We start from the raw sequence: 20,206 nt of genomic DNA on the forward strand, positions 1-20,206 counted from the left end.
GTCAGCGGCCCAGCAGCTGCTGCACCGCGGAGAGCTGGCTGGTGTCCTTGACGATCAGCACCAGGCTGAGGCCTACCAGCAGCAGGAAGCCCGACTGCATGAAGGCCAGCTGCAGGCGCTGCGGCAGCGGCCGGCCGCGCAGGCCCTCCAGCAGCAGCAGCACGAACTGGCCGCCATCGAGCAGGGGCAGCGGCAGGGCGTTGAGCACGGCCAGGTTGATCGAGATCAGCGCCGTGAACAGAAAGAGGCTGCCGCCACCGTCGCGGGCGAGGGAGGCGCCCATCTCCACGATCTTCACCGGCCCCGATACCTGGGGTGCCGTCTCGCCGAAGTGGGTGACGAGGGAAACGAAGCCATCCACGGTGCGGCGGATCAGCTTGAGGCAGGTGCGGTTGGCATGGCCGATCACCTCCAGCGGACTGCGGGCAGGCCGGAAGGCCTCGCTGCCGCTGGGTTGCAGTTGGGCGCCGATGCGGCCGATGCCGTTCTGGGCATCGGGCGTGAGCGTGAGCTTCACGGTGCTGCCGGCGCGTTCAGCCACCAGCTGCAGCGAGCGCTGTGGAGCGGCCTTGATGTCGGCCACCAGGCCCTCCACGGCGCTCTGGCCGCCGCCCAGGGAGGTGCCCGCCAGGCTGAGAATGCGGTCGCCGGGGCGCAGGCCGGAGGCTGCCGCCGGCAGGCCGGGTTGCACCGCCGCCACCACCACACCGGGGGTGGCGCTGAAGCCGGCGGGGATGCCCACCACGGCCCCCTGGGCCACCAGCACGGCCCAGGCCAGCAGCAGGTTGGCCAGCACGCCGGCGGCGATCACCAGGGCCCGCTGCGGCAGCGGGCGGTTGCGCAGCAGATCCGGATCGTCGGCCGGGATGTCGCTGTCCTCGTCGTCGTCGGGAAAGGCCACGTAGCCGCCGAGGGGGATGGCCCGCAGGGCGAACTGCACGCCACGGCGCCGCCGCTCCAGCAGCACCGGGCCGAAGCCGATCGAGAAGCCGCTGACCCTGATCCCCTGCCAGGTGGCTGCGAAGAAGTGCCCCGCTTCGTGGACGACGATCAGGCCGGCAAGGATGGCCAGGGCCGCGAGCACACCCATTCCGTTGGCTTCAGGCAATTTGTCCATTGTGCGGGGTGCGCCGGGCTGCGTGCGTGCCGGAAACCCCTCCCCCAGCTCCTCCCACACCCTGATGGCTTGCTGCGCCAGCCCACCCACAACAGGGTGGCTTCGGGCTCGCGGACCCAGGAACACACTGCGTTGCAGGAGATCTTATGAAATGGTGAGAGATCCCCCAGAGCTTTGCTAGAGTTTTTCGACTGAGTGGGTCGTCCCGGGATGCCTGGTAGGAATTCGCGCCGCGGCGTGCGTACTGTCACCCCCCCCCCATGCTCGGGTTCTCAAGGCCCGATTGCTGTTTCATCTCCTCAGTGGCTCCGCCCGGGCGGACAGGCAAACGGGCTCCGTCATGGTGGCGGGGATGCTTGTCGTCCTGGCGCTGCTGGTGGGTTCGCTGGGTCTGGTGGCGGTGGTCACCGGCTCCAACCTGGCGTCATTGGGCAGTGGTGAAAGCCGTGATGCCCAGCAGGTGGCGGAGGCAGGCGCCGATCAGATCATTGCCACCTTCAACCAACCGGAAAACCGCCAACTGCTGGTGGCGGGGAGCACGCCTCCCAACCAATGGACCACAACCAACGCGGCCCTGCAGAGCCCCTGCATCTCCACCAGCAATGAGCGCCCTGGCGTCAACGGCTTTCCTTCTGCCAGAGCCGTTGGCCTGGCCAATGGCCAGTTCCGCAACCTTGAAGACCTTGCCCAGGTGAACCAGGGCAATCGTCGCTTTGCCCTTCAGTCGATCCGTTATTCCGCGGGCAATCAGGGCGCTCTGGATCGTCGATCGGTGTTTCGAACGTTCGCAGCCAATGGCACAGCCTTAAGCCAGGACGGAATCATCCCCGCAGGAACCAGCTTCAACGCTTTGCTGAACCTGGATGATCCCGACGGCAGTGGTGCACTCCGGCCGGGCACGAACACAGGATTCATTGCGGTCACTGTGGAGGGGCGGGTGTACCGGCCGGATGGCACTTTCTCTTCTTCAACCATCACCAAGGAATTTGAGGTGGTGCCGAAGTGCTGTGGCGGTTCGTTCGGAACCAATGCCTCCGGTGGATCCACCTCCGGTGCTTCTGCGGCTGGTGATCTGGGGGCCGATAGCCGGTTCTGCGGCATTGAATTCGGCATCATCACCGGCATCAACGGTGGCAGGTTTTTCTCCCAGCTGGCCAACGACCGCTATACCCGTAGAAACACGAACAATCAGGTGGTCAACATTGGATCGATCCTGGGCATCATTGCCGCTCCCACCCACACCTGGGACCGAACCACGGATCAGGTGGTCGGCGGCCGGCAGGTTGGCTTTCGCATGGTTCCCAACACCAGAGACACAGTGAATGATTTGATGCCAGGCGTGCCGGCTGGCAATCTTGCTGCTTTTGGTGTGCCAAGCGGTGCGCCCAACCCCTGCCCGATCAGCTGGGGCGATGCGGCATCGATCGCTGGTCGCGCGGCCTCCTGCATCCCGGTGGTGCCGCTTTTCCTCTCGGCGGGTCTCCCCAGCATCACGAGTAAATACACCTACAACTGGACGGCCGGTGACTACCCCGACACGGTCAGCAAGCAGACGGTGAACTCTGCCAGCCTTGGCGGTTATCCCCAGATCCGGGCGGACTCGGTTGCTGATAACACTGTCAATGTGTGGATTCGTGGCAACGGTGCCACTGGCCTTGGCCAGGTAACGCCGGGCCCCTTCCTGGAGTACTGCAACACGAAGTATCTGGCTGGTAACGCTTGTGCCTCTGTGTTTAGTGGCTCAACCGTTCACACCTGGGCTGTGATTTCAAGGCCAGGTCCCGTGAATGGCGGAATCGGCGATGATTTTGCTTCCAACAGCTTTTCTGGCCGCACATTAGGCAGCACGCCACGCTGGCCCACCGAATGGGTGGAGCGTGACACATCAAACGGTGCGCTCCCCCTCACCTCAGGGGATCTGACCATTTCCGGCGGCCAGGTTACCTTCCAGGATGTTGGTGGTGATTTCGGCACCACCTTCACCAATGCACCGGCCTTGGCCCGTGCCGTGAATCTTTTCGGCTTGGCAACTCCCTGGCTGGAGTTCACCTTTGCCCGCACAGGATCAGGCAGTTTTTCGACCATCTCGGCGCTGCGTTTGGATTATAGTTTTGCGTCAGGCATTACCACTGACGAGCTCATCAACACGGATGCCGGTTGGGTGCAGCTAGCTACAGTGAGGGCGGACGGCAATGTTGCTCACTCAGGCGGTGCCACAGGCAGCAACTGTGTGCTTTCGGGATCCACATACACCTGCCGGATCGCTTTCCCGCCGGCGGCACTGACGCCTGCAGCAGATAACACCTCAACCAATCGCTTCAGCCATTTTGTGAAGTTCAGGCTGCGGGCCAACAGCGACTTCAATACAGGCACGAACCGAATCAACACGGTAACCCTGGATACCGTTGCCATCAAGAGCTCCTCTGCTGGGCTCGATCCGCAGTACCGCAACACGTGTGAATACAGCTCAAGTTTTCCGGCAACCTCGAATTTCACAGGCGGATTCCATTGCCTCGGCCCAAGTGTGGACATGATCAATCTTGGTAATGTGCTCTGGATTGACACAACTGATCACTCCACTACCTTCTATTACAACAGAACGGAAGATACGCGCGGCATCAACGGCAACGATCCATTGATCAATCTGATCGGTGGTGCAACGATGGCCAACGTGATCTGCTCAAGGGCCAATCCCCTTACAACAGCTCCCGTTGAAAACTGCAAAACCCTGGTGCCTGAAAATGCGTTCAATCCAGTGGGCGAGTATGATCGCTTCAATATGTTTGGGCGGGATACTGCCCCTGCGAACAACTGCACAGATCTGAATCTCAGCAACCAGCCCTGCAATCAAATCATCGCCATCGGTGCCGATTCCAGCGCCAGCGCTGCAAATCGTTCGCGCATTGCAGGAGCATGGTTCTATTTCCCCTGGGGCCTGTTCTCCTTTGCTGTGAATGGGTGCGACACCATTCCTGCCATTCCCGCTGCAGAGTTTGCCGGCGATGACAGCTGGAACTTTGGCGGAAGGCTCTGGGCCCGCACGATCTACGCCTGCGGACAAAACCACTTCAGGGTTCCGCCTTCGGCATCCACCGACCTCACGCAATTGGTGGGCGCTTCCAACTCCGCGGATCTCACGTTCATTCGCTGGGATGGAATCGACTGGGTGGCGCGTTCCTCAACGGCTGCACGCAAAGGATCCCTGGATTGAGCTGATGCGCAACCCACTCAATCACAGAGGCCATCACAACAGCCATGGCCCTTCCTCTGCAGCACAGGGATCCGCCATCGTGGAGGTGTTGGTTTTCACCGTGATGATCACGATTGTGTTGGTCTCCACGGGTGCCATCTTCAATGGCATCAGCCGCAGAACCGTTTCCACGCGGCAGCAGGTGGTGATGCAATCGAGCATCGACGACAATCTGCGCGAAATCAAGACATTGGCCCGCCGATTCACCTGCTGTTCTGCCGTTTGCTCAACGACCCCCCCCACCACCTTCGGGGTGGTGTCAGGGGTGACCCAGCCCTGTGCCACCAACAATCCGTTGGACGATCGCTACTACTTCCCTCAGGTTGATCTCGCCTCCACCACCGCAAACTTTCCGAGTACCACCACCCCTTCTGAGCCCCTCGCTGTGGAGCAACTCTGTGCGGCGAACAACAACACAGCCTTCCTCACACCCTTTCAAACGGCTGTGAATGCCATTCCGCAGCCTGCTAACGCCACCCGCACCACATCCATCCAACCCGAGCGCATCTTGAGGGTCACCTTCACGGATAACAACCTCAGCAACCGCGTTGTTCGTGTTGAAAATATCATCCCCCAGATGGCGTATTTCTGCCCATGAAGTTCAACGTTGCTCGCTCCCACCGGAAATCCCGTAGGCAGGCTTTCACGCTCACCGAGCTGATGATCACCGTGGCAGTGATCGGCGTCATCGCCTTGGGGGGTGTGTATGCCTCCTCCCAGGTGATCGCCCGCCGGGATTTTGCCAACACAGCCGCCGTCGAGTTGGTTGGCTGGTTGGAGGCCATTTCGGCACGCTCAGGTTCCGTTGGGCCATGCCGCGTGCAATTCACAACGGGCAATGCGCTGGCACCAGGAGACACGTTTGCTTCCCTCCAGACAGGCGATGCCAGATGCACCCCAGAGGCCAATCTGAGGCTCCCCTCCGTCTACGGTGATCGCACCTACGACGTTGCCGTGACCTACACCCCCGTGGGCACAACATCGTTGGCATTCACTCCTCGGGGTGGAGTTGTGGCCGGCAATGTGGAAGCCACCGTGAAGATTGCTGTAAGCAATCAATTGCCCTTGCGTTGTGTAAGGATTTCATTCGGCTCGATCAGCACCGGCATCAACAACACCACAGGGAATGTGGCTCAAACCTGCACCGTTTGGGAGCGCACATGATCAGATCTGCCGCCGCCAAACCCAGGCAAGCCAGTGGCTTCACCCTGGTTGAACTGCTTGTCGGAGCGGTGCTTTCCATTCTCGCGATGGGATCTGTGGCCATCCTCGCTGTCCAGCAGATCCGCATCGCTGACAATGTCTATGCGACCAGCACCATCGATCGAAGCTTCAGGCGCGTATCCGATCTGTTGAAAGTGGAGGTGGGTGAAGCCTGCCTGCTGCGCGGTGGGGCCAATCCACGCACAACAGCCACCCTGCCCGATACCCCCTGCAAACCTCAGAATCCTTCTGTGTGCGCGCCAGCTGCCGCCGCTGCGGATCTCCGTCTGCTGGTTCCGGTTCAGGCCCCAGGTTCTAACGCCATCACGTATACCGTGCTCAGGTATTACCTCAACGGATCCGATTTGCTACGCGATGGCCCCCAGGTGGGAGCCAATGGCCTGCTAACGGCAACAGCAGCCACCGGCAGCCTGGTTCTTACCAACGTTTCCGCTTTCTCAGCCACCGTTTCAGCCGATTGCACCTGGGTGAGGTTGAACGTAGGGCTCACCGTGCCGGGTTCTGCAAACGTGGTCACACGCACGCTGGATCTCTATTCTGGAGCCTCCCTGAGCATTCACTGAATTGGCTCAAGCTGGCTGGGATCACGGCTATCACTCTTCAAGTTCTTATACGAGTGTTTTTTACCGGGAGCTTACGCCAAGTTGGCTTGATTTTGCAGCCTTGCTCAAGGGCCACTTGCCGCCCAGAGAATCTGAAGGTGAGCCCTTTATCTTTCTCGATCTTGGTTGCGGCACAGGATTCTCTCTGGTGTTGCTGGCCGCGCTCTATCCAGAAGGCCGCTTTTTTGGGGTGGATTTCCATCCTGATCATGTGGCCCACGGCCTGGATCTGGCCCGCCGCGCCGGGCTGAAGAACTTGGAGATCATCGAAGCAGATTTTCTGGACCTGGCGGCTCCAGGTGCGCTCTTTCCTTGGTCTGTTGGAGGCTGCCATTACGTGCTAGCCCATGGCATCGCCACCTGGGTCACCGAGCCCGTTCAGCAGGCCCTGCTGGCTGTGGCGGCCGCTTCCTTGCGTTCTGGCGGGTTGTTTTACTGCTCTTACAACACCTACCCCGGCTGGCTGGCAAGGAGCAGTTTTCAACAGCTTCTTACGCTCGAGGTTTCTGCAGCGCACCAGGGGGGCAAAGGGCTCCACTTCCATGAGGCAGCGCGCATGCTCACCCAACTGCTTGGCGATGAATCGCAACCCTCCCAGCTGGGCGCCTCGTATCCAAACCTGAGAAGAGAGCTGCAATCCGTTGAGTTTGCACCTGTCGACTATCTCTTTGGTGAGTATGCCAATGCGGGTTGGTCCCCGCTGTATTTCACCCAGATGAGTGCGCGCTGCAAGCAGCACAAGTTGTCTTTCCTGGGTTCGGCCACCTATTCCGAATCCTTCATCGAGCTCCTGCCAGCTCCAATGCGCGACGTGGTGATGAAGGAGCCAAGACCAGAGGCCCGTGAATTGCTGGCTGATCTTGCCACCAACAAGGCGTTCCGCAGGGATCTCTTCACCAAGGGCCATGTGCGGCTCACGCCACAGGAATGGAGCCAGCGCCTCGGCACGATGTCGTTTCATCTGCTGCAGCCGCCGGAGGGCTGGTTGTCGCAGCCGCCCGAGGCCCTGCGCTTCAGAGCCTGCTTTGGTGAGATCCAGGGAGATCCGCAGGCTTATGGACCCGTTCTCTCCGCCCTCTCGGCCTCACCAGCATCGGTTGACTCCCTCTTGCCCATCTGCCAGCAACCGCACGGTGAGCTCGTCGTGATGCTTGCGCTCTTGCTTGAAGCTGGAGCGATCGGCTTGGATCGTGGGCCCGCCGGTGCCAAGGCTGCTGCGCAGGTTCAGCGCCTCAATCTGCTGCTGCTGGGTCGCATGCAGGAGGGTCGTTCCTACACGCAGCTGGCCTTGCCTGCAGTGGGTTCCGCCGTTCCCTTTTCCGTGCTTGAGGCCTTGATCTACCGGGCCCAGCGCGAACAGCTTCAGGAGCCCATGCTCAGCAGCTGTGTGCTGCTGGGGCTCAAGGATCTCGATGTGCAGTTGCTTGGCCGTGATCATCAGGTGGTTGTGGAAGCACCCGCTCAGATCGCGAGGATCCAGGAGATCGCTGCCGTGGTGATGGGCAGCAAAGTGCCCCTGCTCCACCGTTTGGGTGGCGTGCCAACCGCGCCGCTCACGGCTTCCCGATCCACTCGGAGCCGAAGTAAGGCACCAACGCGTAAGGAATCCTGACGCTGCCGTCACTCTGCTGGCCCGCCTCCAGGAGCGCGGCCATGGTGCGGCCCACGGCCAGGCCGCTGCCATTGAGGGTGTGCAGCAGGCGTGTGTGCTTGCCCTCCCGGTAGCGGATCGAGGCGCGGCGCGCCTGGAAATCACCGCAGGTGCTGCAGCTGGAGATCTCCCGGTAGGTGCCTGCACCCGCCAGCCATACTTCCAGGTCGTAGGTGCGGGCGGCCGAAAAGCCCAGATCGCCACTGCACAGTTCCAGGCGCCGGTAAGGCAGTTCCAGGGCTTCCAGGATCGCCTCGGCATCCCGGGTGAGCTGCTCGTGGGCCTGTTCGGATTGCTCGGGCAGGCAAAACCAGTAGAGCTCCACCTTGTTGAACTGGTGCAGGCGGATCAGTCCACGCGTGTCACGGCCGTAGGAGCCGGCCTCCCGGCGGAAGCAGGGCGTGTAAGCCGCATACTTGAGCGGTAATTGCTCGGCGTTGATCACCTCGCTGCGATGCAGGGAGGTGATGGGCACTTCAGCCGTGGGAGTGAGCCAGAGGTCGTCCTCTGCGCAGCGGAAGCTTTCCTCGGCGAACTTCGGCAGCTGGCCGGAGCCGGTGAGGCTGGCCGTGTTCACCAGGATCGGCGGCAACACTTCGGTGTAACCCCTGGAGGAGTGGCGATCCAGCATGAAGCTGATCAGCGCCCGCTCCAGCCGCGCACCCTGGCCCATCAGCGTCACAAAGCGGCTCTGGGCAATCCGCACCGAGCGTTCGGTGTCAACGATGCCGAGCCGTTCGGCAATCTGCCAGTGCTCTTCGAGCTGCTCTCCCACGGCGGGTAGCCGCGGGGTGCCCCAGCGCTTCAGCTCCACGTTGTCGGCCTCGCTGCGGCCCGTGGGGCAGAGGGGCGAGGGCAGGTTGGGCAGCACCATCAGCTGCTGCATCAATTGCGCTTCGAGGCCTTTCTCCTGCTCCTCGATGTCCCCCACCCGCTGCTTGATCTGCGCTCCCTGCCGGCGCAGCTCCTTCACCTCTTCGCCGCCGGGGGCGGCGCCGGCCTTGATCAGCTCTCCCACCTCACGGCCGATGCGGTTGCCTTCCGCTTGCAACTCACTGCGCTGCTGTTCCAGATCACGCGTCTCAAGGGCGAGCTGGTGGCAGCCGTCAAGATCAGCCACCGCGCCCCGGCGGTTCAGGCCTTCGGCGATCTGCGCAGGGTTGTCGCGCAGGAGGCGCTGATCCAGCACGGAGGGGATTGCAGATGGGGCGCAGGTTAGTTCTGCGCGGTCCCCCGCTCAGAGCACCTGCACCACTTCGCTCACCTCGGGAATCGATTCGCGCAGCTTGCGCTCGATGCCCATCTTGAGCGTCATGGTGCTGCTGGGGCAGGAGCCGCAGGCGCCCTGCAGGCGCACCTTCACGATCGGCCCGTCGATTTCCACGATTTCCACGTTGCCGCCATCGGCCATCAGATAAGGGCGCAGCTCATCGAGCACACGCTCCACGTTCTCGACCGTGAGGGCACGGGGATCGGCAGCCGGTGCGTCAGCTGTGGGGGCGGTGGTTTCGCTGGACATGGATCGGGTTCAAGGATGGGTCCAGCTTAGGCAGGGCAGCCGAAGGCAGGGCTGTTCGGCACGGCCGGCTTGCTGCTCCGGCGACGCAGGGGCCGCTTTCTAAGATTCGGACACTTCCTCTGAACGGGCTGACCCGCTGCGATGACCGACGTTCCCGTTCAGCGGATCCGCAACTTCTGCATCATTGCCCACATCGACCACGGCAAATCCACCCTGGCCGACCGCCTGCTGCAGGAAACCGGAACGGTGGCGGAGCGCGACATGCAGGCCCAGTTCCTCGACAACATGGAGCTGGAGCGGGAACGGGGCATCACGATCAAGCTGCAGGCGGCGCGGATGGAGTTCCGGGCGGCCGATGGCGAGCTCTACATCCTCAACCTGATCGACACCCCAGGGCACGTCGACTTCTCCTACGAGGTGAGCCGCAGCCTGCAGGCCTGCGAAGGGGCCCTGCTGGTGGTGGATGCCAGCCAGGGGGTGGAGGCCCAGACCCTGGCCAACGTGTACCTGGCCCTGGAGAACGATCTCGAGATCATCCCGGTGCTCAACAAGATCGACCTGCCCGGCGCCGATCCCGCGCGGATCAAGGAGGAGATCGAGGCGATCATCGGCCTCGACACCTCCAAGGCGATCGACTGCTCCGCCAAGACCGGCCTGGGCGTGCCCGACATCCTGCAGGCCGTGGTGGACCGGGTGCCGGCGCCGGCCGACCGGGTGAGCGAGCCGCTGCGGGCGTTGATCTTCGACTCCTACTACGACCCCTACCGGGGCGTGATCGTGTACTTCCGGGTGATCAGCGGCGTGATCGCCCGCAAGGACAAGGTGCTGCTGATGGCCAGCGGCAAGACGGTGGAGCTCGATGAAGTGGGCGTGATGGCGCCCGACCAGCGGCAGGTGGACAGCCTGCACGCGGGCGAGGTGGGCTACATGGCGGCCTCGATCAAGGCGGTGGCGGATGCCCGCGTGGGAGACACGATCACCCTGGCGGCCAATCCAGCCGCCGAGCCGCTGCCGGGTTACGCCGAAGCCAAGCCGATGGTGTTCTGCGGCCTCTTCCCCACCGATGCCGATCAATACCCAGATCTGCGCGAAGCGCTCGACAAGCTGCAGCTCTCCGATGCGGCTTTGAAATACGAGCCGGAAACCAGCAGCGCCATGGGCTTCGGCTTCCGCTGCGGCTTCCTGGGGCTGCTGCACATGGAGATCGTGCAGGAGCGCCTCGAGCGCGAATACGACCTCGACCTGATCGTGACGGCGCCATCGGTGATCTATCAGGTGAACATGATCGACGGCAGTGTCCAGATGGTGGACAATCCCGCCACCCTGCCCGACCCGCAGAAACGGGAATCGATCGAGGAGCCCTATGTGAAGCTGGAGATCTACACCCCCAACAGCTTCAATGGCGCCCTGATGGAGCTGTGCCAGGAGCGCCGCGGTGAGTTCATCGACATGAAATACATCACCACCGATCGGGTCACCTTGCACTACGAGATGCCCCTGGCTGAGGTGGTGACGGATTTCTTCGATGTGATGAAGAGCCGCACCAAGGGCTACGCCTCGATGGAATACAGCCTGATCGGCTACCGCAAGAACGAGCTGGTGCGCCTTGACGTGTTGATCAACAGTGAGAAGGCCGATCCGCTCACCACGATCGTGCATCGCGACAAGGCCTACAACGTAGGCAAGGGGCTGGTGGAGAAGCTCAAGGAGCTGATCCCACGCCAGCAGTTCAAGATTCCGATCCAGGCCTCGATCGGCAGCCGCATCATCGCCAGCGAAAGCATCAGCGCCATCCGCAAGGATGTGCTCGCCAAGTGCTACGGCGGTGACATCTCCCGCAAGAAGAAGCTGCTCAAGAAGCAGGCCAAGGGCAAGAAACGCATGAAGGCCATGGGCCGCGTCGACGTGCCCCAGGAGGCCTTCATGGCGGTGCTCAAGCTCAATCAGTAGCTCAGGCCAGCACCCCAAGGCGGCGCAGGGCTGGCAGCCCGGTGGTCTGCAGATCAACAGCCACCGTTTGCAAGGCCTCCAGCTGGGCGGCTGGATCCTCGAGCGGCTGGCCTTCGGCATCTCTGATGGTGCCCCCCAGCGCGGCCAAGCCGGCCTGCACGCACACCGCCAGCAGTTCCCCCTCCATGCCCTGCTCCAGGCCCTGAACCACCATGGCCTGGATCGAGCTGAAGCCCACGCCGTTGCCAATCAGTGGGCTGGCCAGGTAAGCGAGCGGGGCGCCTTCCAGCAGCAGCTCGATCACCGCCGCATTGAATGGTTGGCAGCTGGCAAGGGCCGCTTCGCAGGCGGGCCCTCGGTGCAGACCGAGGCGGTTGGCATGGAGGAGCAGGGCCGTCAGCCGGATGGCTTCCTCCGGTGGCAGGTTGGCGCTGGCTGCGAGGTCTTCCAGGCTGCAGGGGCCGGCCTCGGCCAGCCAGGCCTCCATGCCGGCGCAGGAGGCCTGGCTGGCAGTGAGGGTGCCGAAGCTGGTGGGGAACAGATAGTCGTTGATGGGAGGCGCCGCCTGGAGCGCCACGCTCACCCTGCCGAGGGCCTGCTGGCGCTGGGCTTCATTGAGGTGAAGCTGGCCGTTCACGAAGATGTCGCGGCGGAAGGATTTGTTGCTGCCCAGATCCAACAGCGTTTCACGCACCAGCGGATCCTGCTCAGCCATCACCACGGCCTGCAGCTGCGTAGGCACAAGATCAGCGAAGAGTTCCGGCAGGGTGGCGCTGGCCAGGGGGCGGAGCTTATGGGCCATCAGGCGCTGGTGCATGTCGGCCACATACACCGGCTGCCAGCCGTCGTTGGCGTACTCCTGCGAGAGATAGCGCTGATCCTTGCTTGGCGCTTTTTCCATTTCCGCCCGCAGCGTGGGCAGTGCCAGCCCCAGAACGGCAGGCTCGTTTGCAGGGCCCACCAGGGTGAGCATGCGCTGGCTGGCGCGTTGCAGGGCGCCCTTTACATCGCCGCCCGCCCCTTGCTGGCGCTCCACCTTCACCAGCTGATGAAAGGCCTGGAGCGGCAGCCAGCCTGGATAGGTGTTGTAAGAGCAGTAAAAAAGGCCGCCGGGCCTCAGTGCCGCCGCGGCCACTGCAAACAGTGCCTGCTGTACCGGTTCGATCACCCAGGTGGCGATGCCATGGGCGGCCACATAGTGGAACTGGGCTGCTCCTCCTGGTGTGGTGGCCCCCGCTGCGGCGGGGCGCAGCGGGGAGGGATCGTGCTGGAGATCAAGAAAATCGGCCTCCAGGAAGGTGATGTTGGCGAGCCCCAGGCGGCGGGCCAGCCACTGGCCGTGGGCAATGTGATCGGGCAGGAAATCCACGCCGGTGAACTCCCCTTCGGGGTAGAGGGCCGCCAGGATGCAGAGCCCAAAGCCCATGCCGCAGCCGAGATCCAGATAGCTGAAGGGCTCGCCCTCCACCGAGCGGGGCGGGCGGTGCCCTTTCACCAGCGCAGCGAAATCGAGCCAGTTCGGCGCCATCTCCCGGTAGTACCCGATGGTGTAGTAATCGCTGGAGTAGTAGCCGTGATCCCAGCCCATTCGGTGGCGCCCGGTTGCGTGATTGTTGGGTAGCGGGCGAAGCCTACCGGGTGTTTTCTGCGCTGCCGGGGAGCAAATGAGCCACGGCCGGGAACACTCCCAGGGTCGTGATCATCCATGCCCATGGAGCCGAGGAGAACACGCTGCGGCAGACGGCAACTGACGCTGCAACGGGCCCAGCGGCCCGCGCCCTCGCAGGGCTTTCTGATGCCGTTCAGCTTTGCCGCCTCGCTGGTGCTGCTGCTCAGCGGTCTGTCGGTGCAGACGGCCGCGCTGCAGGCGCGGGCAAGGCTGGAGGCCGACCTCAAGCGCGATCGGGCCGAAGATGCCCTGGCGTCCGCCGCCCAGCAGGTGGTGGCCCAGCTCAGCGGGCCGTTCGCCTGCCTGCTCCACCTGCCCTCGGAGAGCTGGTCGGGGCAGGTGTGCGCTGAAGGTGTCACAACCTCTGCGCTCGTGACCGGCTCGGTGGCGGGGCTCCGCTATCGGGTGGTGGCCTGGCGACCCGCCGCTGCTGCGGAGCCGGCCCAGCTGCTGCTGCAGCTCGTCGGCGAGCAGGGTGCCCATGGAATGCAACGTCGTTTTGCCGTGAGCCTGGCCGAGGAGGCCGGCGCGGCTCCGATCAGCACCGTGCGGGGCATGGGGCTGTGACGCTCACTGAAGGGATCATGGCTGTGGCGGTGTTCAGCCTTTCCGCCACCAGCTCGGTGCGGCTATGGGGCTCCAGTGCCGTCTGGAGCCAGGCCGCCGCCGCACGCGAGGCCTTGGTCAGCGGCATCGAGGCGGATCTGCTGCGACGCACCCACCACCTGCGGGCAAGCGTGGCGCGCGACCAGCCCGCTCCCGCCTCTTGCGAAGTGGCGGCGGCATGGATGGTCTCCCGCCTGGCGAGCGGCGCCTCATCCCTGCCGCAGGGCGTGCACAAGCAGCTGGAGCTGGTTCCGGATGGCGGTGCCGTGTGGCTCATCTACACCGCTGCCGCAGGGCAGCTGGAGCGGCGGCGGTTGTTCACTGCCGCAGCCCATGGCCTTTGCCCGGTGGTTCCCGAGCTGCCAGCGATGACGGATCTGGAGGTGGGGGCATGACCCCGCGACGGCCGCAGGCCGGGTACACGGTGCTGGAGGGGGTGATCACGGCGCTCATCCTCGCTGTGCTGGCGGCGCTGGCCCTGCGCGACAGCGGCGAAACGCTGGCCCGCCAGCGGCTGGAGGCGGCGACCCGGCGGATCGCCCTGGCGATCGAGCACGGCCGTGCGGCTGCTGAGGCCAGCGGCCAACCCTGTGCTCTGGAGCTGGGCGAGCAGGGCTGGCAGGCGCCCATGGGCGGCGAGCTGCCCGGTTGCGCGCAGCCCATCACGGGCCTCGATGACGGTGGGCAAGAGGCCGGTGTGGAGCTGAGCCACAACCTGCCCGACGCCCTGCGCTTCAGCAGCACCGGGCTGGTGCTCGATGGGGGAACGGTGGTGCTGAGCAGCGAGGGCACGGAGTTGCGTCGCTGCCTGGTGATTGCCCTTCCCCTGGGGTTCGTGCGCCTTGGCCGTTATGTGGGCCCGGGTCAGGCCCCTCCTGACAGTGCCTCCTGCGGCCCCGACCCCACGCTTTGAGCCCAATGACGCTGCGTTTGACTGTCGCCTGCACCCGCCGCCCTGCCGCGACCCGCTGGGGGTTCGGGCTGGTGGAGATGCTGCTGGCGATGACCCTGGGCCTGGGCTTCTGCGGGGTGGTGATCCAGGCCCTGGTGGGAGAAGGTCGCCATGCCCAGCAGTTCACCCGTGCGCTGCGCGAACGCGGCAACCAACAGCGGGCGCTGGCGTTGATCCGCAGCGATCTTGTGCGGGCCCTCTCAATTGCCGACGACCCTGCCAAGGGCACCAGCCGTTGTGGCCTGGCTGGACGTACCGCAGTGTTGCGCCTGCACACGCCCGAGGGCACGATTGATTACAGCGTGGGAGCCGCGCCGAGCGGCATCTGGCAGGGGAGGGTGCTGGTGCGCTGCGGACCCGCCTACGGCCTCCATGGCCAGGTGAACCCCGGCAGTGTGTTCCAGAGCCGAGTGGTGCTCGACCGCCTTGCTGCTGAGGCCACGCCATGGAAGGGATGCGCCGCCCTGCTGGGAAGACCGGCGGCGCCAGCCGGGGGCCTCCATCCCCACGACCTTGCCGGTTCTTCGCGGTTGCCGTTCTCTGCCTGCCTGGATCGCGAGAGCGAGGTGGTTGGCCTGCGGCTGGAGCAGAGCTTTCCGGGCGGAGCGGGGCGCAGCGAGCAGCGCCTGATCACGCAGGCGGCTGCCGGAGCGGGGTAATTGTTCTAATGTTGCTGCATGATGGGCCACAGCGAGCGGCGCCTGAGCAGGGAGGCGGCGGCGCAAGCGTCGTGATTGATCTAATGTTGGGCCATTAATAACCGGCAAAGCTGTGGAAGGAGTCACCAACAATCCTCTCCACGGTGAGCCTGCTGGCGAGGAGCTTTCCGGCCAGGCGGCACTTCCCCAGCAAGAGCGGTATCTCCCGTTAGACCGCGCCAGTGAGCGCCGCGTCTTGCCGGAGCCATTGAGCGCCATCATCAGCTTCCCGTCCCTGGAGGGCAAGCCCTTTTTCAACGTGGATGTGCTGGATTTGAGCGAAGGTGGCCTGCGCCTTCAGATCGCCCTGCCTCCTGGCCTCAGCCTCGAGAAAGGGCAAGAGGGGGTTATCAGCCTGATTCTTCGGCGTTCAGACCCACCGTGCATTTTCAATTTCACAGTGCGCTGGGTCGAGATCAATTCGCTGATCTCGGTGGCAGGTGTGGCCTTTGAGCAGCCGTTGACCCTGCCGGTCTTGCCCTCAGGGGGCAGCGGCGAAGCGAACCCTGTGGCGAAGCTCACTGAGTAAACACCCTGAGCCCCGGCCCGGTGCACATGCCACTGGGTTCATGGGCCACTCGCTTCAGCGGCAGCCAGTAGCTGCATCGGGAATCAGGTTCACCACCCTTGACATCATCGTGACGCCGTCCACCGAGACCGTATAGGTCCACTGCAACCGGTTGAGGTCGGTGTCGGAGACGGTGGGGCCCGTGCGGGTGAGGGAAACACCCGGCGGTGCGGTGGGCGGCTCCGGGAAGGCAGCAATCATGCGTTCCGCCATGCCCCCCGTCCGGGCAGGCGTCGTGCTGGTTTTCGGCCGCTGCAAGGGCGGCGCTGCCGCAGGCGCCAGAGGTACCGCCGGGAAGGGCCGCCTCGGCACACTCCTCGCCACAGCAGCTGAAGCGACTGTTGAGCTCGCGGATCAAGGCCAGATCCTGAGCGATGAGGCGCTCCAGCTCATCTGCGTTGTCCATGGTGCGACCAGAGCGGTTGTTCGCCATCAACGTGACGGTGGTGCCGCTGACCACGATGGTGATCAGAATGGCTGCCAGCAGAAACTCCATCAGGCTGAAGCCTTCGTTGGCGCTGGCCGCTCCATGGCCTGCCGCGTCAATGAGCCGCTGGCGCCGCATCCGCAGGAGCCGCATCCACAGGAGGGCTGTGGTCATACCGGGCCGAAACGTATGAACCTGAAAGATCGGGAAGAAAAGCGGCAGAAGATGGGCGAAGTTTGGAAATAGATGAGAGTTGGGCGTCGAATGGCTAAAACCTTTCTCAACATAAGCGCGAAAACTTGGTGATGTGTTCAGCTTGATGTGTTCCGGACACGCAAGCCATCGTGTGCTGATGACGTTGCCGGGCCGGCTTGGATACCACCAGAATCCTGGAGTCTTCCTTGCTGAGCGCCATAGCGGGCCCGTAGAGGGACACTTACACTCTCTTCATACTTGGCAGTCAGGCCCGCTCCGGCATGAGACGCCCCTCGCCCGGTCTGCGCGTTGGCTAAGAATCCAGCACCAAGGCGGCGGCGCTCGCGGACCTCGATCCGCCGCCAGCTGCAGATCACAAGCCTGCTCGCCATCCTCGTGGGCTACGCGGTGTTGGTCTTCTCCAACGGGCTGATCGCCAGCAAGGTGCGGCGTGACCGCCACCGCCAGACGGTGTTTGAAGTGCATCAGGCGCTGCTGCGCGCCCCGGTGCCCCGCAATGCGGCCGAGATCCAGGCGCGGCTGGATCAGTTGCTCACTCCAGGACTGCTGATCTGGGTGGAGACGGCCGCCGGAAAGCCCTACAAAGTGACGCAGCGGGAGAACACCTTCGGACTCGGCCCGCTGGGGCCCCTGGCGGCCCAGCTGGCGCTCATCGCGCAGGGGAAGCCCAATGCGATGTCGTTGCGGCTGAGCGGCAACACCTTTCTGCTCTCCACCCAGCCGGTGCGCCTGTCTGGCGGTGGCGCGCTGGTGCGTTACATGGAGGATTTCACCGCCGATGTGAGGCGCCAGATCAGTGCCCAGGACCTGCTGATCGCGGTGGCGGTGTTCACGGCTCTGCTCACCAGTGCGTTGATGCGGCTGGCGTTGGATCGGGGCCTCAGCCCGCTGGGCCGGCTCAGCGCCCGGCTGGAAGACGTGACGTTGCCGAACCAGAGCCTCTCGGCGGAGGGCCTGAAGGTGGACGAGCAACCGCGGGAACTGCAGCAGATCGCCGCCGCCTTCAACGACCTGCTCGACCGGCTGGCCACCTCCTGGGAGCGGCAGACCTCGTTTGCAGATGGCGTGGCTCACGAATTGCGCACGCCGATCACGCTGATCAGTGGGTATGCGCAGCGTCTGCGGCGCCAGATCCCCACCAGCGCCCCGGAGAGCCGGCCTCTGGCTTTGATCGAGAGCGAATCCGCCCGCATGGGACGCCTGGTGACCGACCTGCTCGACATCGCCAGAGACGATGCCGGCCGTCTGGATCTGGCCTTGCGGGAACTGGATCTCGACCAGGAGCTGTTGGAAGCCTATGAACGTCTCACCGTCTACACCACCGGTCGCCTGCGGCTGATCCCCTCAGAGGAGCGGGAGCCGCTGCGGGCCTGGGGTGACGCCGATCGGCTGCAGCAGTGCCTCACCAACCTTGTGGAGAACGCGCTCAAGCACACGCCGGTGGGCTGCCCGATCGAGCTGTTCGCTGCCGGCAGCCAGCGCGAGGTGGTGGTACATGTGCGCGACCACGGCCCGGGGGTGCATCCGGGCGACCGACGCCGCATTTTTGAGCGGTTCGTGCGGGGGGCACCGGCGAGCGGAGTGCCGGCCAACCTGGTGGGCAGCGGCAGTGGCCTGGGGCTCTCGGTGGTGAAGCTGCTGATGGAACGCATGGACGGCAGGGCGCGGGTGGCGGAAACCCCGGGTGGCGGCGCCGATTTTCAGCTGAAGTTGCGGCGCATCAGCCCGCACCTGCCGGAGGACCCTCCTTCAGCATGAAGCCCACACCTCGCACCGTCTGAATCAAGGTGGGCTGGCCCTCCTGCTCAAGCTTGCGACGCAGGTAACGGATGTAGACGTCGAGCAGGTTGTCGTCGCCGAAGTGGTTGTCGCCCCACACGGCCTGCAGGATCGTTTCGCGCTTGAGCACGCGGTTGGGCTCCGAGAGCAGGCAGAGCAGCAGGTCGTACTCACGAACGGTGAGGTTGATCGGGATGCCGTTGCGGGAAACCTCGCGGCTGCCGGTGTCGACGCTGAGGTTGCCGAGGCTCACCACCACGTCGTCGCTGGTGGCTTCCTCGGCGGGGATGGAGCGGCGAAGCAGGGCCCGCACCCGGGCGAGCAGCTCCTCGATCGAAAACGGCTTGGTGACGTAGTCGTCGGCGCCGGAATCGAGCGCCTCCACCCGCTCGCGCACGTCATCGCGGGCGGTGAGCATCAGCACGGGGGTTTTGATGCCGCTGCGGCGGATGCGACGGCACACCTCCACGCCTGAAAAATCAGGCAGGGTCCAGTCGAGCATCACCAGATCGAAGGCCTGGTCGCGAATCAGCGAGAGGGCGTTCTGGCCGCTGTCGGCCTGCTCGAGGCTATAGCCCTCCACCTTCAGCTCCTGGCTGAGAAAGCGGCGCAGTTCGGGATCGTCATCGACGATCAGGACACGATGGTTTTGGGGGTCCACCAGGTCGGTCATCGCAAACAATCCCGTGTTGGTCAGTGTGCCCTGCAAAGGCCTGGCCGGGAGCTCGGCGCTCCACCACGGAAACGTAATGGGTAGCGGCCGCTGCACTTTGCCGCTGACCGGTGGCTCTCACCCCTTCCTCACCCTATACTCAGTGCATCTTCTCAGCCAGAAGCCCTGGAGCTTTGCTGCTGATGCCGATGAGCCGGTAGTGACCCCCCTCTCCTCCCTATCCCTGGGCCTGCGGCTGTTCAACGGGCGGCCAAGTGGGCTGTCGGGGCGCATTGCCCGCTGGGGCCTGGTGGTTGTGCTGGCGTACGCGCTCGTGGCCTTGCTCACGCCGCTGCTGGTTCAGGCGGGGATACTGCCGGATCCAAACGCCGGCCTGGAGAACCCGATCTATGCGGGCCCTTCTCTGGCCCATTGGTGCGGCACCGACCGCCTTGGCCGCGATGTGTGCAGCCGCACCCTGGCAGGCAGCGGCGTGGCCCTGCAGGTGGTGCTGCTGGCGCTGGTGGTGGCGCTCACGATCGGTGTGCCCCTGGGCATGGTGAGCGGCTATCTGGGTGGCCCGATCGATCGGCTGCTGGTGCTGCTGATGGACACGCTCTACACCCTGCCGGTGCTGTTGCTCTCAGTGGTGCTGGCCTTTCTCTTGGGCCGCGGCCTGCCGAATGCGGCAGCGGCGTTGTGTGTGGTGTATGTGCCGCAGTATTTCCGTGTGGTGCGCAACCAAACGGCCCAGGTGAAAGCCGAGCTGTATGTGGAGGCGGCGTGTTCGCTCGGGGCTGGCCCGTTATGGATCCTGCGCCACTATCTGCTGCGCAATGTGATCACCTCGGTGCCGGTGTTGCTCACCCTCAATGCGGCTGATGCGGTGCTGGTGTTGGGCGGGCTTGGATTTCTTGGCCTGGGGTTGCCCGAATCCATTCCCGAGTGGGGCGGTGATCTGCAGCAGGCACTCACTGCCGTGCCCACCGGCATCTGGTGGACGGCGCTTTACCCCGGCCTGGCAATGTTTTTGCTGGTGCTGGGCTTGTCGTTTCTGGGTGAAGGGCTGGAGAGCTGGTTGAGCGGAGAAGCCACCTGATTTCTTCAGTTGCCAACTCCTTTTGGGGGCGCTGAAGGTGTCAGCTGATCCCGGCATATTTGAGGGGCAGGGCACAGCTGAAACTGGGCAGATCGTGGGCCTGCCGGCTGCGTGGCGTGCTGGCAATTTCCGGTGTGTTCCTGTGTGTGAAGATCTCCTCATCAAGCCACCATCCCTCTGAAAAACTCCCCTTTTGGCCAATCCTTTGCTAGGATAAGCGTGGTTAT

General features: G+C 64.0%; 20 protein-coding genes and 1 pseudogene. 15 read left to right on the forward strand and 6 right to left on the reverse strand.

The features are described from left to right. Position 1: 1 nt before the first annotated feature. Positions 2–1,090 carry an RIP metalloprotease RseP gene (gene rseP, locus KQ303_RS08465; protein ID WP_259729978.1) on the reverse strand — a complete coding sequence of 363 codons (1,089 nt, stop codon included), beginning with the start codon at positions 1,088–1,090 and terminating at the stop codon, positions 2–4. A gap of 379 nt (positions 1,091–1,469) precedes the next feature. Here rseP and KQ303_RS08470 point away from each other — a divergent pair, with 379 nt between their 5' ends. The 6 genes and pseudogenes from KQ303_RS08470 (at position 1,470) to KQ303_RS08495 (ending at position 7,805) form a co-directional block, all read left to right on the forward strand. Next, positions 1,470–4,328, forward strand: a complete 2,859-nt coding sequence (locus KQ303_RS08470) for a hypothetical protein (protein ID WP_259729950.1) — start codon at positions 1,470–1,472, stop codon at positions 4,326–4,328. 4 nt (positions 4,329–4,332) lie between these two features. Continuing rightward, positions 4,333–4,965, forward strand: a complete 633-nt coding sequence (locus KQ303_RS08475; protein ID WP_259729951.1) for a hypothetical protein — start codon at positions 4,333–4,335, stop codon at positions 4,963–4,965. Continuing rightward, the gene (locus KQ303_RS08480; protein WP_259729952.1) at positions 4,962–5,531 is read left to right on the forward strand and encodes a Tfp pilus assembly protein FimT/FimU; all 570 of its coding nucleotides are present in this window, start codon (positions 4,962–4,964) and stop codon (positions 5,529–5,531) included. Before KQ303_RS08475 ends, KQ303_RS08480 begins: the two co-directional genes overlap by 4 nt. After that, entirely contained in the window at positions 5,528–6,154 is a 627-nt protein-coding gene (locus tag KQ303_RS08485; RefSeq protein WP_259729953.1) for a hypothetical protein, read from the forward strand. The genes KQ303_RS08480 and KQ303_RS08485 overlap by 4 nt, the downstream gene beginning before the upstream one ends. A gap of 187 nt (positions 6,155–6,341) precedes the next feature. Further along, positions 6,342–6,572: pseudogene (locus tag KQ303_RS14770) on the forward strand (hypothetical protein); the annotation flags it as partial. A gap of 177 nt (positions 6,573–6,749) precedes the next feature. Further along, a complete protein-coding gene (locus KQ303_RS08495; protein WP_259729955.1) occupies positions 6,750–7,805 on the forward strand; it encodes a methyltransferase regulatory domain-containing protein in 1,056 nt (351 codons plus the stop codon). On the opposite strand, the gene serS is transcribed toward KQ303_RS08495, so the two are convergent. Together serS and KQ303_RS08505 are read right to left on the reverse strand one after the other, a co-directional pair. After that, positions 7,747–9,033 (reverse strand): serine--tRNA ligase, encoded by a 1,287-nt coding sequence (gene serS, locus KQ303_RS08500; protein WP_259729956.1) that lies wholly within the window; start codon positions 9,031–9,033, stop codon positions 7,747–7,749. The genes KQ303_RS08495 and serS overlap by 59 nt on opposite strands. A 48-nt stretch (positions 9,034–9,081) precedes the next feature. Continuing rightward, the gene (locus tag KQ303_RS08505) at positions 9,082–9,363 is read right to left on the reverse strand and encodes a NifU family protein (protein ID WP_259729957.1); all 282 of its coding nucleotides are present in this window, start codon (positions 9,361–9,363) and stop codon (positions 9,082–9,084) included. Between the two features lie 141 nt (positions 9,364–9,504). Between KQ303_RS08505 and lepA the strand changes: the two genes are divergently transcribed. Next, entirely contained in the window at positions 9,505–11,313 is a 1,809-nt protein-coding gene (lepA, locus tag KQ303_RS08510) for a translation elongation factor 4 (protein WP_255099933.1), read from the forward strand. Between the two features lies 1 nt (position 11,314). On the opposite strand, the gene KQ303_RS08515 is transcribed toward lepA, so the two are convergent. Continuing rightward, positions 11,315–12,901, reverse strand: coding sequence for a methyltransferase regulatory domain-containing protein (locus tag KQ303_RS08515; protein WP_259729958.1), 1,587 nt, complete (start codon positions 12,899–12,901; stop codon positions 11,315–11,317). 207 nt (positions 12,902–13,108) lie between these two features. On the opposite strand from KQ303_RS08515, the gene KQ303_RS08520 reads away from it, so the two are divergent. The 5 genes from KQ303_RS08520 to KQ303_RS08540 all read left to right on the forward strand — a co-directional run bounded on the left by KQ303_RS08520 (position 13,109) and on the right by KQ303_RS08540 (position 15,767). Further along, positions 13,109–13,549, forward strand: coding sequence for a hypothetical protein (locus KQ303_RS08520; protein ID WP_259729959.1), 441 nt, complete (start codon positions 13,109–13,111; stop codon positions 13,547–13,549). Between the two features lie 17 nt (positions 13,550–13,566). Continuing rightward, a complete protein-coding gene (locus KQ303_RS08525) occupies positions 13,567–13,983 on the forward strand; it encodes a hypothetical protein (protein WP_259729960.1) in 417 nt (138 codons plus the stop codon). After that, on the forward strand, positions 13,980–14,501 hold the full coding sequence (locus tag KQ303_RS08530) for a GspH/FimT family protein (RefSeq protein ID WP_259729961.1): 522 nt from the start codon (positions 13,980–13,982) through the stop codon (positions 14,499–14,501). The genes KQ303_RS08525 and KQ303_RS08530 overlap by 4 nt, the downstream gene beginning before the upstream one ends. A gap of 5 nt (positions 14,502–14,506) precedes the next feature. After that, complete coding sequence (locus KQ303_RS08535; RefSeq protein WP_259729962.1) at positions 14,507–15,199, forward strand: hypothetical protein; 693 nt, start codon at positions 14,507–14,509, stop codon at positions 15,197–15,199. Positions 15,200–15,311: 112 nt separating this feature from the next. Beyond that, positions 15,312–15,767, forward strand: coding sequence for a PilZ domain-containing protein (locus KQ303_RS08540; protein ID WP_259729963.1), 456 nt, complete (start codon positions 15,312–15,314; stop codon positions 15,765–15,767). A gap of 54 nt (positions 15,768–15,821) precedes the next feature. Here KQ303_RS08540 and KQ303_RS08545 read toward each other — a convergent pair whose 3' ends face one another. After that, positions 15,822–16,019, reverse strand: coding sequence for a hypothetical protein (locus KQ303_RS08545; RefSeq protein ID WP_259729964.1), 198 nt, complete (start codon positions 16,017–16,019; stop codon positions 15,822–15,824). On the opposite strand from KQ303_RS08545, the gene KQ303_RS08550 reads away from it, so the two are divergent. Further along, the gene (locus KQ303_RS08550) at positions 16,018–16,479 is read left to right on the forward strand and encodes a hypothetical protein (protein WP_259729965.1); all 462 of its coding nucleotides are present in this window, start codon (positions 16,018–16,020) and stop codon (positions 16,477–16,479) included. The two genes, KQ303_RS08545 and KQ303_RS08550, sit on opposite strands and share 2 nt — an antisense overlap. A gap of 258 nt (positions 16,480–16,737) precedes the next feature. Beyond that, positions 16,738–18,207 (forward strand): sensor histidine kinase KdpD, encoded by a 1,470-nt coding sequence (locus KQ303_RS08555; RefSeq protein ID WP_259729966.1) that lies wholly within the window; start codon positions 16,738–16,740, stop codon positions 18,205–18,207. Here the strand turns inward: KQ303_RS08555 and KQ303_RS08560 are convergent. Further along, complete coding sequence (locus KQ303_RS08560) at positions 18,170–18,901, reverse strand: response regulator transcription factor (protein ID WP_259729967.1); 732 nt, start codon at positions 18,899–18,901, stop codon at positions 18,170–18,172. The genes KQ303_RS08555 and KQ303_RS08560 overlap by 38 nt on opposite strands. A 229-nt stretch (positions 18,902–19,130) precedes the next feature. On the opposite strand from KQ303_RS08560, the gene KQ303_RS08565 reads away from it, so the two are divergent. Then, positions 19,131–19,979 carry an ABC transporter permease gene (locus KQ303_RS08565; RefSeq protein ID WP_399233282.1) on the forward strand — a complete coding sequence of 283 codons (849 nt, stop codon included), beginning with the start codon at positions 19,131–19,133 and terminating at the stop codon, positions 19,977–19,979. Positions 19,980–20,206 lie beyond the last annotated feature (227 nt).

Origin of the sequence: Synechococcus sp. CS-1333 (assembly GCF_025128015.1) — a bacterium.
Taxonomy (GTDB): domain Bacteria; phylum Cyanobacteriota; class Cyanobacteriia; order PCC-6307; family Cyanobiaceae; genus MW101C3.

Bases quoted from the DNA above. Each gene is read 5' to 3' on its own strand.
- rseP (WP_259729978.1), bottom strand. From the start codon at position 1,090: ATGGGTGTGCTCGCGGCCCTGGCCATCCTTGCCGGCCTGATCGTCGTC.
- KQ303_RS08470 (WP_259729950.1), top strand. From the start codon at position 1,470: ATGCTTGTCGTCCTGGCGCTGCTGGTGGGTTCGCTGGGTCTGGTGGCG.
- KQ303_RS08475 (WP_259729951.1), top strand. From the start codon at position 4,333: ATGCGCAACCCACTCAATCACAGAGGCCATCACAACAGCCATGGCCCT.
- KQ303_RS08480 (WP_259729952.1), top strand. From the start codon at position 4,962: ATGAAGTTCAACGTTGCTCGCTCCCACCGGAAATCCCGTAGGCAGGCT.
- KQ303_RS08485 (WP_259729953.1), top strand. From the start codon at position 5,528: ATGATCAGATCTGCCGCCGCCAAACCCAGGCAAGCCAGTGGCTTCACC.
- KQ303_RS08495 (WP_259729955.1), top strand. From the start codon at position 6,750: ATGCTCACCCAACTGCTTGGCGATGAATCGCAACCCTCCCAGCTGGGC.
- KQ303_RS08505 (WP_259729957.1), bottom strand. From the start codon at position 9,363: ATGTCCAGCGAAACCACCGCCCCCACAGCTGACGCACCGGCTGCCGAT.
- lepA (WP_255099933.1), top strand. From the start codon at position 9,505: ATGACCGACGTTCCCGTTCAGCGGATCCGCAACTTCTGCATCATTGCC.
- KQ303_RS08515 (WP_259729958.1), bottom strand. From the start codon at position 12,901: ATGGGCTGGGATCACGGCTACTACTCCAGCGATTACTACACCATCGGG.
- KQ303_RS08520 (WP_259729959.1), top strand. From the start codon at position 13,109: ATGCCGTTCAGCTTTGCCGCCTCGCTGGTGCTGCTGCTCAGCGGTCTG.
- KQ303_RS08525 (WP_259729960.1), top strand. From the start codon at position 13,567: ATGGCTGTGGCGGTGTTCAGCCTTTCCGCCACCAGCTCGGTGCGGCTA.
- KQ303_RS08530 (WP_259729961.1), top strand. From the start codon at position 13,980: ATGACCCCGCGACGGCCGCAGGCCGGGTACACGGTGCTGGAGGGGGTG.
- KQ303_RS08535 (WP_259729962.1), top strand. From the start codon at position 14,507: ATGACGCTGCGTTTGACTGTCGCCTGCACCCGCCGCCCTGCCGCGACC.
- KQ303_RS08550 (WP_259729965.1), top strand. From the start codon at position 16,018: ATGCCCCCCGTCCGGGCAGGCGTCGTGCTGGTTTTCGGCCGCTGCAAG.
- KQ303_RS08545 (WP_259729964.1), bottom strand. From the start codon at position 16,019: ATGGCGGAACGCATGATTGCTGCCTTCCCGGAGCCGCCCACCGCACCG.
- KQ303_RS08560 (WP_259729967.1), bottom strand. From the start codon at position 18,901: ATGACCGACCTGGTGGACCCCCAAAACCATCGTGTCCTGATCGTCGAT.